13 protein-coding genes are annotated in these 13,504 nt (G+C 68.1%); 7 read left to right on the top strand and 6 right to left on the bottom strand.

The window, feature by feature from the left end; all coding sequences use genetic code 11:
- Nucleotides 1-22 precede the first annotated feature (22 nt).
- From E3O18_RS04655 to E3O18_RS04645, 3 genes are read right to left on the bottom strand one after another with little or no spacing between them, the layout of a single operon-like run.
- Nucleotides 23-1,369, bottom strand: a complete 1,347-nt coding sequence (locus E3O18_RS04655; protein ID WP_134394961.1) for a threonine/serine exporter family protein — start codon at nucleotides 1,367-1,369, stop codon at nucleotides 23-25.
- Entirely contained in the window at nucleotides 1,362-2,528 is a 1,167-nt protein-coding gene (locus tag E3O18_RS04650; RefSeq protein ID WP_241978118.1) for an acyl-CoA dehydrogenase family protein, read from the bottom strand. Before E3O18_RS04650 ends, E3O18_RS04655 begins: the two co-directional genes overlap by 8 nt.
- Nucleotides 2,529-2,537: 9 nt before the next feature.
- A complete protein-coding gene (locus E3O18_RS04645; RefSeq protein ID WP_134394959.1) occupies nucleotides 2,538-3,443 on the bottom strand; it encodes a DUF4349 domain-containing protein in 906 nt (301 codons plus the stop codon).
- Nucleotides 3,444-3,580: 137 nt separating this feature from the next.
- Between E3O18_RS04645 and E3O18_RS04640 the strand changes: the two genes are divergently transcribed.
- Together E3O18_RS04640 and E3O18_RS04635 are read left to right on the top strand one after the other, a co-directional pair.
- Entirely contained in the window at nucleotides 3,581-4,528 is a 948-nt protein-coding gene (locus E3O18_RS04640) for an alpha/beta hydrolase (protein WP_134394958.1), read from the top strand.
- Complete coding sequence (locus tag E3O18_RS04635; protein WP_134394957.1) at nucleotides 4,483-5,475, top strand: aldo/keto reductase; 993 nt, start codon at nucleotides 4,483-4,485, stop codon at nucleotides 5,473-5,475. Before E3O18_RS04640 ends, E3O18_RS04635 begins: the two co-directional genes overlap by 46 nt.
- A gap of 276 nt (nucleotides 5,476-5,751) precedes the next feature.
- Here the strand turns inward: E3O18_RS04635 and E3O18_RS04630 are convergent, their stop codons facing one another.
- Nucleotides 5,752-6,576, bottom strand: a complete 825-nt coding sequence (locus E3O18_RS04630; RefSeq protein ID WP_134398059.1) for an aldo/keto reductase — start codon at nucleotides 6,574-6,576, stop codon at nucleotides 5,752-5,754.
- Between the two features lie 114 nt (nucleotides 6,577-6,690).
- On the bottom strand, nucleotides 6,691-7,899 hold the full coding sequence (locus E3O18_RS04625; RefSeq protein ID WP_134394955.1) for an MFS transporter: 1,209 nt from the start codon (nucleotides 7,897-7,899) through the stop codon (nucleotides 6,691-6,693).
- A gap of 37 nt (nucleotides 7,900-7,936) precedes the next feature.
- On the opposite strand from E3O18_RS04625, the gene E3O18_RS04620 reads away from it, so the two are divergent.
- The 4 genes from E3O18_RS04620 to E3O18_RS04610 all read left to right on the top strand — a co-directional run bounded on the left by E3O18_RS04620 (nucleotide 7,937) and on the right by E3O18_RS04610 (nucleotide 11,730).
- Complete coding sequence (locus E3O18_RS04620; protein ID WP_134417617.1) at nucleotides 7,937-8,833, top strand: sulfurtransferase; 897 nt, start codon at nucleotides 7,937-7,939, stop codon at nucleotides 8,831-8,833.
- 162 nt (nucleotides 8,834-8,995) lie between these two features.
- Complete coding sequence (locus E3O18_RS16245; protein ID WP_134397106.1) at nucleotides 8,996-9,895, top strand: ABC transporter substrate-binding protein; 900 nt, start codon at nucleotides 8,996-8,998, stop codon at nucleotides 9,893-9,895.
- A gap of 3 nt (nucleotides 9,896-9,898) precedes the next feature.
- The gene (locus E3O18_RS16240) at nucleotides 9,899-10,933 is read left to right on the top strand and encodes an amino acid ABC transporter permease (protein WP_134397107.1); all 1,035 of its coding nucleotides are present in this window, start codon (nucleotides 9,899-9,901) and stop codon (nucleotides 10,931-10,933) included.
- A gap of 44 nt (nucleotides 10,934-10,977) precedes the next feature.
- On the top strand, nucleotides 10,978-11,730 hold the full coding sequence (locus E3O18_RS04610) for an amino acid ABC transporter ATP-binding protein (RefSeq protein WP_134395173.1): 753 nt from the start codon (nucleotides 10,978-10,980) through the stop codon (nucleotides 11,728-11,730).
- A 139-nt stretch (nucleotides 11,731-11,869) separates the two neighbouring features.
- Here the strand turns inward: E3O18_RS04610 and E3O18_RS04605 are convergent, their stop codons facing one another.
- Nucleotides 11,870-12,880: an aldo/keto reductase family protein gene (locus E3O18_RS04605; protein WP_134417616.1), complete on the bottom strand. Its 1,011-nt coding sequence runs from the start codon at nucleotides 12,878-12,880 to the stop codon at nucleotides 11,870-11,872.
- A 17-nt stretch (nucleotides 12,881-12,897) separates the two neighbouring features.
- Here E3O18_RS04605 and E3O18_RS16435 point away from each other — a divergent pair, with 17 nt between their 5' ends.
- Nucleotides 12,898-13,101 (top strand): hypothetical protein, encoded by a 204-nt coding sequence (locus E3O18_RS16435; protein ID WP_241978117.1) that lies wholly within the window; start codon nucleotides 12,898-12,900, stop codon nucleotides 13,099-13,101.
- Nucleotides 13,102-13,504: the final 403 nt, after the last annotated feature.

The raw sequence follows: 13,504 nt of genomic DNA, 5'->3' as shown, positions 1-13,504 counted from the left end.
ACCGCTTGATTCGTCCACCGGGTCAGATCCGGGTGCCGGGGCCGCGGCCAAGCCGAATGGGCAAAGCCATCAGCGGCCCCACGAAGCGGCGCTGTAGCCTGCGCGCCGGACCCCAGACGAACTGCACCACGTACTGGGCGAGGATGGCGCCCGCCGCCAGCGCGGCGGCCACGGCACCGGCGGTCAGCATGCTGAGTAGGCCGTCGATGTTGCCGTCGGACAGCTGCAGCAGGCCGCGGAACAGGATCAGCCCCGGAACGAGGGGGACGAGCGCGGAAACGACGATCACCAGCGGGGGAGTGCGCACGATCCGGGCCGCGATCGCGGCCAGCAGACCGACACCCATGGCGCTGAGAGCAGACGACCAGACCAGGCCGAAGCCGGCGCTCGCCCCACCCAGATAGAGCAGCTCTGCGACGGCGCCGAGCAGGCAGACCACCCAGAACGCCCGCCACGGCACCTGCACGGCGAGGCCGAAACCGGCGACGATGACCATGGCGGCGGCGAGCATCACGGGCACGTCGGCCAGGGTCGGCGTGAGGTTGGCATCGACGCGCAACTGGAACCCGAAGCGGGCCACCAGTAGTGACGCCCCGGCCACGCCGGTGACCAGGCCGCCCGTGATCAACAGGGCCTCCATCATCCGTGCCGTGCCGGTCAGGTAGAAGCCCGACAGTGTGTCGTGGACCGCGCCGAAGGTGGTGACGCCGGCCAGGAGCATGATGATGGTCGCGATGACGACCAGGGACGGATTCGCGGAGGTGTCGATGAGTGCGACGATCGCGGCGACAAGCGGCCCGATCGCCCCGCCCACCACGTTTTGGTAGAACACGGGAACCTGCCGGCGGTCGAGCGAGGTCGTGATCAGGTCGATGAAGAAGGTGGCGACGAAGGCGGCGACGCAGACGACCAGCCCGCCGCCGATGAGCACGGCGGCCCCGGCTCCGACGAGGCTCCAGCCCAGCCGGCGGTACAGGGCCGGTACCTGCGGCTTGGCGCTGACGATGGTGGCCAGGCGTTTGCGGGCATCGGCGACGTCCGGCGGCGAGTCGAGGATCTCGGCGATCAGCTCGGAGGTGGCTGCGAGCTTGCTGTAGTTGAGCGAGCGGTACTTGACGTTGCGGCTCCGGGTGATGGACTCGTGCGTGGCCGGGTCCTCGTGGGTGAGCGCGATGATCGTGTGCGTGACGTTGGCCTCGGTTCCCCTCAGCCCGTAGGCGCGGGTGATGGCCTCCATGGCGGCCGTGGCGTCTTCGGCTCCGGCACCGGCCGCGAAGATGACCTCCGCGAGCCGCATGGTGAGGTCGAGGACCGAGCGGGTGTAGGCGGCGCTGTCGAAGACGTTGATCGCGCGGGTGACATCAGACATCGAGCGGACCCAGCCAGGCGGCAGCCACGGTGGCGTGCGCCGATTCGGCGTCGGACGGGTGGAAGAGCCCGGCCAGAACGTCGCGGTACAGTCGCCCGAGCTCGTTCCCGGCGAAGTACGACGAGCCGCCGCTGACCCGCAGCGCCTGGTCGACGACCAGGCGCGCGGTCTCGGTGGCGCGATACTTCAGGCCCGACAGGAGCGGGAACCACTGCGGGCCGTGGTCGGCCTGAGTGGCGAGATCGAGGGCGAGGGCGTCGAGCTGGGGGTACAGGCCATCCATCATCATCGCGGCCTCCGCGACGCGCCAACGGATGTCCGGGTCCTGCGCCAGGGTTCGGCCGTCGTGCTTGAGCGACGTGCGCCGCTTCGCCGCCAGCACGGCCAGCTCGACCGCGCGCCGGCCGATGCCGGTGTACACGGCCGCCAGCAGGATCTCGAAATTGGCGAAGATCGCGAAGATCAGCGGGTCAGGGTTCGGCCCGGGATCCAGCCGCCGGAAGACCTGCTCCGGGCGGGCGGATGCGCCGGTGAGCACGGTGCTGCGGCTCTGGCTGGCCCGCATGCCCAGGGTGTCCCAGTCATCCTGCTGACTGACGCCCGGGTCGCCCCGGTCGATGAACGCCCAGACGATTTTCGGGCCGTCAACGGAGTCCCGGTCGATGCCCATGGTGCCGAGCCGGGTCCACGCCGGGGAGAGCGTGGTGAAAATCTTGGTGCCGGTGAACCGGTAGCCGCCGTCTGGCTGCGGGGCGGCCGTCGTGATCGAATCGGAGAGCACGAGGTCGTTGCCCGGCTCGCTCACGCCGAAGCCGAAGATCTCGCCTGCGGCGGCGCCGTGCAGCACGCAAGCGAGGCTGTCGTCGCCGCGCTGATGCAGGGTGAGAGCCACGCCCGTCCAGACGAGGTGCATGTTGACGGCGAGGGCCGTGGCCGGGGCGTGGGCGGCGAGCCGGATCTGGTCGTCGGCGACCTGCTGCACGCTGCGCCCGAGGCCACCATGGGAGACGGGCACGAGCGAGCGGAGGTAACCGGAGGCGATCAGGTCGGCGAGATCGTCGGCGGGGAACGTATTGTCCCGGTCATGCGTCGCGGCACGAGAACGGATACGTTCGAGAAGCTCGTCACCGAGCGGGGAGAGTTCGGCGGTCGTGTACACCAAATAAGTTTACGCAGGCGTGCGCCGCTTGCGTGCCAACCGGATCACCAGGTAGACGATTGCTGCGACCAGTCCGAGAGCGAGCAGCCAGGGCAGCGCGAAGCCGATGGCCACGATCGCGGTACCGAGAGCTGTCAGGAGGGCGTTCCAGCCGGCCGCGATGGCATCCCAGAAGTCGTCCGGGGTGCCGGGATCCACTGTGCCGGTCGAGTACAGGTCGAGCGTGATGGTCGAGAAATCGACCTGGTCGGACAGGTAGTCCCGCTGCGCCTGCAACCCCTCGAGCTCGCTCTGCCGCTCGGCCAGCGCGTTCTCGACGGCGATCAGGTCGGTCGTGTTCGTGGCGCTCGTCATCAGGGCAAGTAACCGGTCGACCGAGGTTTGCAGCGAGGTGATCCGGGCATCGAGGTCCTGGGTCTGCTGAGTGATGTCCGACGCGTTGAGCGACACGAAGTTGACGGTGCCGAGCTGCTTCAGCTCCGCCAGCGTGCGGTCGAGCTCATCCGAGGGGATGCGCAGGGTGAGGTTCGCGCTCGCCGGCTGGTTGCCGGTGGCGGGGTTCTCGGTGCGGCTGTCGATCCGACCACCGGCCTGCTCGGTGATGGTGACGGCATCCTGCACGGATGCGATCGGGTCCTTCACGGTGATCGACACCATCCCTGTGGTGATCACGTCGCGCTGGCTGGAGGCGATTTCGCCCGTGCTGCCGTCCGGGAAGGTGCGCGAGTCGAGAGACTCGCCTGGGGCGCCGGGTTCGGCGCCGGGTGTGACGGTCCCCGGATTGACGACGCCCGGTTCGGCGAGGCCCGGGGACGTGGCGGAGCCGCCGGAGTCGGTGGAAACGCCGGGCACGGAGCATCCGGCCAGCAGCAGTGTACTGAGGAGTACCGCGGCGATCGCGGGTAAACGCTTCATGGCCCCACTGTACGACCGCTGTCGCCGGCTCTGGATCACAATCGAGTCTCGGCATGCGGCGCGCGCGTCGCGTGCATGCGCCGCCTACACCGGTCGCCGAATGGATCGGGAACGCCGTTCACGGCGATACTGGAACCATGACCTGGTGGGCGACCCTCTGCGAACGGTTCGGCTGGTCACGCCCGCCGCTGCTGCATATCGCGATCGATGAGGGAACCGGTCCGGTCGTGATCCTCGTGCACGGCATCGCCTCCTCCTCGGAAACGTTCCGGGAACTGGTGCCACTGCTTGTGCCCAGGCACCGGGTCATCGCCGTCGACATCCTGGGTTTCGGCGAATCGCCGATCCCCGAGGGGTGCGAGTACCGGCTCGAGGACCACGTCGAGGCCTTGGCCACCACGATCCGGTCGCTGAAGCTCCGCGAGCCGTTCATCCTGGTGGGCCACTCCCTCGGCAGCCTGATCGCGGCGCGGATGACGGCGATGCCCCGCACCCGCGCGTCCCGTCGAACCCAGGTGTCCCGGGTGGTGCTCGTGGGGCCGCCGGTCTACCTGTCGCCGACCGACATCGGTGACCGTTGGGTGCGGGCCCGGGTGAACGCCTACCTGCGCGCCTACGACTTCCTGCGGCTGAACAAGGAGTTCACTCTCGCGAACGCGGCCATCATCGCACGACTGCTGCCGAAGGGCATCTTCGAGCTGACGGAGCGCAACTGGACCCCGTTCGTGAAATCGCTGGAGCACTGCATCGAATCGCAGACCGTGGTCAGCGACATCGCGGCCGTGCAGGTGCCGGTCGACGTGGTCTACGGTGTGCTGGACGCCTTCATCGCGACCGGCTCCATGACGGTGATCGAACGGATGCGCCACGTCACCATGCACCGCGTCGAAGCGAACGACCATCTCATCCGTCCGCGGCTCGCCCGGGCACTGGCCCGGGTCATCGACGCGGACGACAATGTCGGGGCTGGGGCCTTGTCCGGGGATGCTGCCCCGTCGGTCGCTGCTTCCGCTATAGCTTCCGTGGCTAGGCTGGAGAAATGGACACACGAACCCTCGGAAAAACCGGCCGAACCGTCTCCGTGATCGGGCTGGGCACTTGGCAGCTGGGAGCGGACTGGGGTGACGTGTCGGAGGCCGACGCGACCGCGGTGCTCGCGGCATCCGTCGACGCCGGCGTCACCTTCTTCGACACCGCCGACGTCTACGGCGACGGCCGCAGCGAGCAGATCATCGGTCGATTCCTGGCCGGCAGCGCCGCCGCCGGCATCACCGTGGCCACCAAGATGGGCCGACGGGTCGACCAGCTGGCCGAGAACTATACGCTCGCCAACTTCCGGGCCTGGACCGACCGGTCCCGCACGAACCTCGGCATGGACACCCTGCACCTCGTGCAGCTGCACTGCCCGCCGAGCGACGTGATCGAATCCGACGAGGTCTACGACGCGCTCGACACACTCGTCGCCGAGGGCGCCATCGCCGGCTACGGGGTGAGCGTCGAGACCTGCGACCAGGCTCTCGCAGCCATCCAACGGCCCGGCCTGGCCAGCGTGCAGATCATCTTGAATGCGTTCAGGCTGAAGCCGCTCGAGGCCGTCGTGCCGGCCGCGCGCGCCGCCGGTGTGGGCATCATCGCCCGCGTTCCGTTGGCGAGCGGCCTGCTGACCGGAAAATACACCCGGGAGACAACCTTCGCTGCGAACGACCACCGCAACTACAACCGCGACGGCAGCGCCTTCGACGTCGGCGAGACCTTCTCCGGTGTGGACTATGAGACCGGTCTGGCAGCCGCCGCGGAGTTCGCGGCGCTCGTGGGTTCCCTGACCGAGGAGCTCACGCCCGCGCAGGCCGCGCTGGCCTGGGTCGCCCAGATTGACGGCATCAGCTCGGTCATCCCCGGGGCCCGATCGGTGCAGCAGGCTCGCGGCAACGCCGCTGCCGGTTCGGTCGCCCCGCTCAGCGTCGGGTTCAACGAGGGCGTGCAGGATATCTACGACCGGATGCTGCGCGACCAGATCCACCGCCGCTGGTAGCACCTGTCCGGTCGGGAGTGCCCGTTCCGCGGGTCGCTCTCGACCGGAACGGGGACTCTCGCGCGGACCTGTGGAGGCGGCATTGTCGCAAGGCACTGCGGCTCCGGCGAACCAATTCGACGGAGATTTTTGGGTTGAAGCCGGTTTTCGTGTCGTTTGGGCGGGATTCAGCCAAAATCTCCGTCGAATTCGTCAGAGGCGCGGGAGAGGGGCGCGGGAGAGGGACGCAGGGCCCTGAGCGCGACCCGCGGGCACCGCTCCGGGTCGAGCTGAGATTCAGTCCAGGTCGTCGGGATCTTTGCCGGTGCGCTGGCCGGCGTCGATGGCGGCGATCGCGGCATGGTCGCCGGCGGTGAGTGTGAAGTCGAAGACGTCGAAGTTTTCCCGGATGCGCACCGGTGTCACCGACTTCGGAATCACCACATTGCCCAGCTCGAGGTGCCAGCGGATGACCACCTGTGCGGCCGTCTTGCCGTGCCGGGCGCCGATGGCGTCGAGGGTCTCGTTGCCGATCGCGCGGCCGCGGGCCAACGGCGACCAGGCCTCGGTGAGGATGCCGTGGGCCGCGTCGTACTCGCGCACGGTGGACTGCTGCAGCCACGGGTGCAGCTCCACCTGGTTGATGACCGGAACGACATCCGTTTCGGCCAGCAGGCGGTCCAGGTGGTGCGGCTGGAAATTGGACACCCCGATCGACCGGGCGCGGCCAGAGGCGCGCAGCGTCTCGAGGGCGCGCCAGGTGTCGACGAAGCGGTTCTGGCGGGGTGCGGGCCAGTGGATCAGATAGAGGTCGACGTAGTCGAAGCCGAGTTTGCCGAGGCTCACGTCGAAGGCGCGCAGGGTCGTGTCGTAGCCGTGCTGGTCGTTCCAGACCTTCGTGGTGACGAACACGTCCTCACGGGGCAGGCCGGAGCGGGCGACGCCCTGGCCGACGCCGGTCTCGTTGTCGTAGAGCGCCGCGGTGTCGATGTGGCGGTAACCGGCCTCCAGGGCGACCTGCACAGCGTCGGCCGCCGCGGCATCCGCGATCTTGTACACGCCGAGCCCGAGCTGGGGGATACCGTGTCCGTCATGCAGGGGAAGTACCGGTGAAAGCGTCATCCTCCCATCTAACCTCGTCCTCCTGCGCCGAGGCGTGAAACGACACGATTGAGGGGTGCGCGCGACGCTCAACCCCGCGATGGTGACGGTTCACCGCGCGATGAGCGATGGCGGCTAGGAGACCTGCACCTGGATCGGTGCGGTGTCGGGGAGCGGGCTCGCATCGCGGCCGCGGAGGTCGGGGTGCCAACGCCGGCCGAGCGCGGGGATGATCGTGCCGAGGCCCGCGAAGCCGGCCGCGACCGCGATGGCCGCCGTGGCGCCGCTCTGGTCGATCATGAAACCGGCGATGGCGGAACCCAGGGCGGCGCCCATCAGCTGGCCGGTGCCCACCCAGCCGTAGGCCTCCGCGGTGTCACTGAACTTGACGCTCGCGGACACGATGCCGAAGAGGACGGCGAAGGCCGGCGCGATTCCGATTCCCGCCAGCAGCAGGGTGGCTGCCAGCCACCAGAAGCTGAGCCCAAGGGTGGCGAGACCGAGGCCGACGGTGACGATGAGCATCCGTGCGGCCAACGCCCAAGGGCCGATCGGGGCGTGGCCGAGGGCGAGCCCGCCGATCAGCGAGCCGAGAGCGAAGATGCCGAGCACCCAGCCCGAGTCCGCGCTGCCGTGCCCGAACGCGGCCACCACACCCGCCTCGACGGAGGCGCAGGCGGCTACCAGCATGAAGCCGACGATGGTGCTGAGCATGACCGCCGGGCGTTTGAGAACGACGCCGAGTTTGCGGCGGCTACGGGGGATGCGCACCCGGCCGACCTCGGGCAGCACCAGAAACCAGACGCCGCCGCCGATGAGGAAGATGGCGGCGAGCAGGATGCCGGCGACCGGGCTGACCTGGATGGCCACGAACGTGGCAATTACCGGGCCCAGCACCCAGATGATCTCCTGGGCCGACGCGTCGAGCGAGAACAGCGGCGTGAGCTGGCGGGAGTTGACGATCTTCGGGTAAATGGTGCGCACGGCCGGCTGAATCGGCGGTGTGGACAACCCGGCGATGAGCCCCACGGCCATCAGAACGTAAATGGGCATGCTGACCAGAGCCATTGTCACGATGGAGGTCGCGCAGACGACGAGGGTGGCCGTGATCACCGGACGCATGCCCCAGCGGCCCATCAGGCGGCTGGTGAGTGGCCCGGCGACGGCCTGGCCGATGCTCATGGCGCCCAGCACGAGGCCGGCGGCGCCGTAGGAGTCGAAGACCTGCTCGATGTGGATCAGGAACGCGAGCGACAGCATCCCGAAGGGGAACCGAGCGGTCAGCTGTGCCGCGATGACGCGAGCAACGCCCGGAGTCTTCAGGAGGGTCCAATAGCTGCTCACTTACTCAAGTCTACGTCCGCCGAGGTAGCGTGAGCGCGTGCGAATACTGATCACGGCCGACGAATTGGCAGCCATGCTCGAGTGCCGAAGCGACGTTCGGGTGCTGGACGTGCGCTGGAAGCTGGGTGGCCCGCCCGGGCCGGACGAATACCGGGCCGGCCACATCCCCGGCGCCGTGTACGTCGACCTGGAGACCGAGTTGGCCCGGCCCGGCGAACCGGCCGACGGGCGGCATCCGTTGCCCACCCGTGCGACCCTGCAGGCAGCCGCGCGCCGCTGGGGGCTTCGTGACGGCGACACGGTCGTGGTCTACGACGACCTGGGCGGGATGACGGCAGCCCGTGCCTGGTGGCTGCTGCGTCACGCCGGGGTGCGCGACGTGCTGCTTCTCGACGGGTCGCTCGCCGCCTGGCGCACTGCCGGCCTGCCGCTCGCGGCCGGCGGACTGGCCGCAACAGAGCTGAGCGCGGAAACGGTCCGTCCGGGCACGATCACCCTCTCCGACGGGGTGCTGCCTGTGCTCGACACGGATGCCGCCGCCGCGCTCGCGCAGACCGGCGCGCTCCTCGACGCCCGCGCTGCGGAGCGCTACTGCGGTGACACGGAGCCGGTCGATCCTCGTGCCGGCCACATCCCCGGCGCGATCAGCGCGCTCACGGCCGACAACCTCACCCTCGACGGGCGTTTCCTCCCGGCCGCCGAACTGCGCGCCCGGTTCGAGGCGCTCGGAGTCACGGCGGGCGGCACGGTGGGCGTCTACTGCGGCTCCGGCGTCACCGCCGCGCACGAGGCGGCCGCTCTGGCCATCGCCGGGTTCTCACCGGCGCTCTACCCCGGCTCGTGGTCGCAATGGTCCAACCTGCCGGGCCGCCCGGTCGCGACGGGCGACCCGCGGGCGCGAAATCCGCGCGAAACACGCTTCCGGTCATACTGAGACACGGGGAAGCCTGTCCACGCTCAGTAGGGCTGGCCCAAAACGTTATCTGCGCACGGAATCCGCGTGAGCGTGCTGTTATATGCTCGCTTTTGTCGAATTCCGTTAACGGACCTCAAAGACGAACCAGACACATCCGACAACCACGAAAAAGGTTACGCAATGCGCGCTCAATACCTGCTCCCGGCTCTCGCCGCCGTCACGGCACTCCTGCTCACCGGCTGCGTGGACAACTCCACGGACACCACGGGCGGAGCGACGGCCGACTCCTCCGCCAGCGAGATCGCCGTGGACGACGCCGCCGCCGCGATGCTTCCCTCCGAGGTCGCCGACTCCGGCACGCTCGTCATCGGGACCGACCCGACCTACGCTCCCAACGAGTTCAAGAACGAAGCCGGTGAGCCGATCGGCTGGGGCATCGAGATCGCTGAGGCCGTCGCAGCCAAGCTCGGCTTGGAGCCGGAATTCCAGGTCGCAAAATTCGACAACATCATTCCGAGCGTGACCGGCGGCAAGGCCGATATCGGCGTGTCCTCCTTCACCGACAACGTCGAGCGGGAGAAGCAGGTCGACTTCGTCAACTATTTCGTCGCCGGTATCCAGTGGGCTTCGGCCGTCGGCAACGACGTCGACCCGGACAACGCCTGCGGGCTGAAGGTCGCCGTGCAGGCCACCACATATGAGGACACCGACGAAGTGCCGGCCAAGAGTGACGCCTGCGTCGCGGCCGGCAAGCCGGCGATCGACAAGCTGAAGTACGACACCCAGGACCAGGCCACCAACGCGGTCGTGCTGGGCCAGGCCGACGCGCTCAGCGCCGACTCGCCCGTCACTCTCTACGCGATCGCCCAGACCGAGGGCAAGCTGCAGCCGGCCGGAGAGACCTTCGACGTGGCGCCCTATGGCATCGTGGTCGCCAAGGACTCCGAGCTGACCAAGGCCGTGCAGGCTGCGCTGCAGTCCATGGTCGACGACGGCACCTACGGTGACATCCTCGACGAGTGGGGCGTCGCGGATGGTGCGATCGAGACGATCACGATCAACGCCGCGTCGAACGGATAACGTATGAGCACCACGACTCCACCGAAAGCGGGCGGGGCAACCCGCCCGCCCGCGGAACCGGCCCCATCGGTGCCGATCAAGGCCATCAAGCTGCGGCATCCGTGGAGGATGGTGTTCGCCATTCTGCTCGTGGTGGTCTTCGTCTCCATCGTCGTCGACGCCGCGCTCCGGCCGGCCTACGACTGGCCCGCCGTCGGCAAGTACCTCTTCGACCGCCGCATCTCGCAGGCGGCCGTCGTGACCCTGCAGCTGACCGTGTACTCCATGGTCATCGCGATCGTCCTCGGGGTGATCCTGGCCGTCATGCGGCTCTCGCCCAACCCCGTGGTGAAGAGCCTGGCCTGGTTCTACCTGTGGATCTTCCGTGGCACCCCGGTCTACGTGCAGCTGACGATCTGGGGTCTGATCTCGCTGATCTACTCGAGCATCGACATCGGCATCCCGTTCATGGACCCGTGGGTGTCCTTCTCGACCAACGCGGCACTGAGCACGTTCACCATCGCCATCATCGGGCTGGCCCTGAACGAAGCGGCCTACATGGCTGAAATCGTGCGCGCCGGCCTCCTGGCCGTGGACAGCGGCCAGGAGGAGGCTGCGACGGCGCTCGGAATGAGCTGGTCGCAGACCATGACGCGGGTGATCCTGCCGCAATCGATGCGCGTGATCATCCCGCCGACGGGCAACGAGGTCATTTCGATGCTGAAGACCACGTCGCTCGTCACCGCCGTGCCGTTCAGCTTCGAGCTGTTCACCCGGTCGCGGGATATTTCCGCGGAGACGTTCAACCCGATCCCGCTTTTGATCGTGGCCTCGATCTGGTATCTGTTCTTCACGTCCATCCTGATGGTCGGCCAGTACTTCCTCGAAAAGCGGTTCGCCCGCGGCGTGGGCGACCGGCAGCCGGATCGCAAGGATGCCGTCGGCACCGGAACGGGAACCCTCACCGGGGTCGTCCCCGTCATCGGTTCCGGGCAGCCGTCGGTGATCGCACCGCCGCGCGAGAACGATCCACCAGCCAACCCCGGAGGCGTGAAATGACCGACGTGAACACGCAGGCCGGGGCATCCGTCACGATTCCCCCCATGGTTCTGGCCGAGCAGGTATCGAAGAGCTTCGGCTCGAACGAGGTGCTCAAGAGCATCTCCCTCGAGGTGAAGCGTGGCGAGGTGATGTGCCTGGTCGGGCCCAGTGGGTCGGGCAAGTCCACGTTCCTGCGCTGCATCAACCACCTCGAGGTGCTCTCCGCCGGTCGGCTCAGCGTCGACGGCGAGCTGATCGGCTACCGGGAGACCAACGGCAAGCTCTACGAGATGGCGCCCAAGGAAGCGTCCCGTCAGCGACGGGACATTGGCATGGTGTTCCAGCGGTTCAACCTGTTTCCGCACATGACGGCGCTACAGAATGTGATGGAGGCGCCGATCCGGGTGAAGGGGCTGCCGAAGGCCCAGGTGGAGCGGAGCGCTCTCGATCTGCTGGCCAGGGTGGGTCTGGCCGAACGCGCCGACTACTACCCGGCGCACCTGTCGGGTGGGCAGCAGCAGCGGGTGGCGATCGCCCGCGCACTCGCGATGGAACCCAAGCTCATGCTCTTCGACGAGCCGACCAGCGCGCTCGACCCTGAGCTCGTGGGCGAGGTGCTCGACGTGATGAAGGGTCTGGCCAAATCGGGCATGACCATGATCGTGGTCACCCACGAGATGGGCTTCGCCAAGGAGGTCGCCGACTCGCTCGTCTTCATGGACGGCGGTGTGGTCGTCGAAGCGGGCGACCCGGACGAGATCCTGACGAACCCGCAGCACCGCCGCACGCAGGCGTTTCTGTCGAAGGTGCTCTAGAAACGGTGCTCTAGGAATGTTGCTCTAGGAACACCGCAGCGACCGTCGCCGTTTGTACCGAGAGTCCCCGCAGTGGCGGCGACTCTCGGTACGAACGGCGATTCTCGTTCGGGCCGAGCAGTGTGACGCCGAGCCTGCCCTACGCCGGGCGGCTCTGCGGTGCGGTAGCCGCGGTCATCGCGGAATCGTGCTCCACGACGTCGCCGAGTACCTCGTCGATCTGCCTCATGCTCTCGGCCGGGATCTTCACTCCCGCGGCCTGGACGTTCTCGCGCACCTGCTCGGGGCGGGAAGCTCCGACGAGGGCTGCCGAGACGTTGTCGTTCTGCAACACCCAGGCCACAGCCAGTTGCGCCATCGACAGGTTGAGGTCGGCGGCGATCGGCTCAAGCTTCTGCACCCGGGTGAGCACGTCGTCGTTCATGAAGCGGCTGATCATGTCGGCGCCGCCCTTGAGGTCGGTGGCGCGCGAGCCGGCCGGCGGGGCCTGGCCTGCCTTGTACTTGCCGGTGAGCACACCCTGGGCCACGGGGGACCAGACGATCTGGCCGACGCCGAGCTCGCGCGAAGTCGGCACGACCTCGTCTTCGATGACGCGCCACAGCATCGAGTACTGCGGCTGGCTCGAGATCAGGCTGAAGCCCAACTCCTGGGAGAGGGCGTGGCCGGCTCGCAGCTGCGCGGCGGTCCACTCGCTGACGCCGATATAGAGCGCCTTGCCCTGCCGAACGATGTCGGCGAAGGCCTGCATCGTCTCCTCCAGTGGGGTCTCGGTGTCGAAGCGGTGGGCCTGATAAAGGTCGACATAATCGGTCTGCAGCCGGGTCAGAGAACCGTTGATCGACTCCATGATGTGCTTGCGGGACAGCCCGACGTCGTTGTGGCCGCGCGGGCCGGTCGGCCAATAGACCTTGGTGAAGATCTCGAGGCTTTCGCGGCGGTGGCCCTTGAGAGCGTCGCCGAGAACGGACTCCGCCTTCGTGTTGGCGTAGACGTCGGCGGTGTCGAAGCTGGTGATCCCCACGTCGAGCGCGGCATGCACGCACTGCGTGGCGATGTCGTTCTCGACCTGCGAACCGTGGGTGAGCCAGTTGCCGTAGGTGATTTCGGAGATTTTCAGGCCTGATGAACCGAGATAGCGGAATTCCATGCCTACAGCCTAAGCGGATGTCTGTCGAGCCCCTGGCGACCCGCCCTGGCGTCCGGCGTTGCGCGGCGGTGAAGCACCGTTCGGGTGAGCCGAGGGCGATGATGCGGCCCTCGTCGGTGATGACGACTTTCTGTTGTCCGCCGGTGCTGATCAGGTCTGTGACGGCGCTGATCGAGATCGGGGTGTCGACGCCGTCGATCCAGCCGACGCCGCGGCCCTGACTGAAGTCCGCGTTCAGGTCCTGTTCCCGCACATTGACCAGGACCGTGGCCGGGGCGCCGCCGATGGTCGGGGCCTCCCCGGCCCGGGAGGCGACGTCGAGGATCACGGCGAGCACGTCGTGGCGCCGCTGGTCGGGCGTACGGTCGTCCCGCTCGTGCGGCGCCTGCTCCCGTTCTGCCTCTCGGTCGGCTGCGTCTGCCTGGTGGAAGGCGACCGTCCCGCTCGTGCGGCGACAGGTACGCGTCGAAGAGGCGGCGGAGCTTGCCGGCGATCTTGGGCATCAACGCCCCCGAGACCGGCACGATGCCGTCGCGTTCGCGGCCGAGCCGGATCCCGCGCACCATCAGGGCGTGGTCGTTGGGCCGGGACTCGTCGGGTGCGAGCACGGCCCTCCAGACCGCA

Origin of the sequence: Cryobacterium sp. TMT2-42-4, from assembly GCF_004402645.1 — a bacterium.
Lineage (GTDB): Bacteria > Actinomycetota > Actinomycetes > Actinomycetales > Microbacteriaceae > Cryobacterium > Cryobacterium sandaracinum.
The sequence above is the reverse complement of the archived record's forward strand: the minus strand, read 5'-3'. Positions and strand labels throughout refer to the sequence as shown.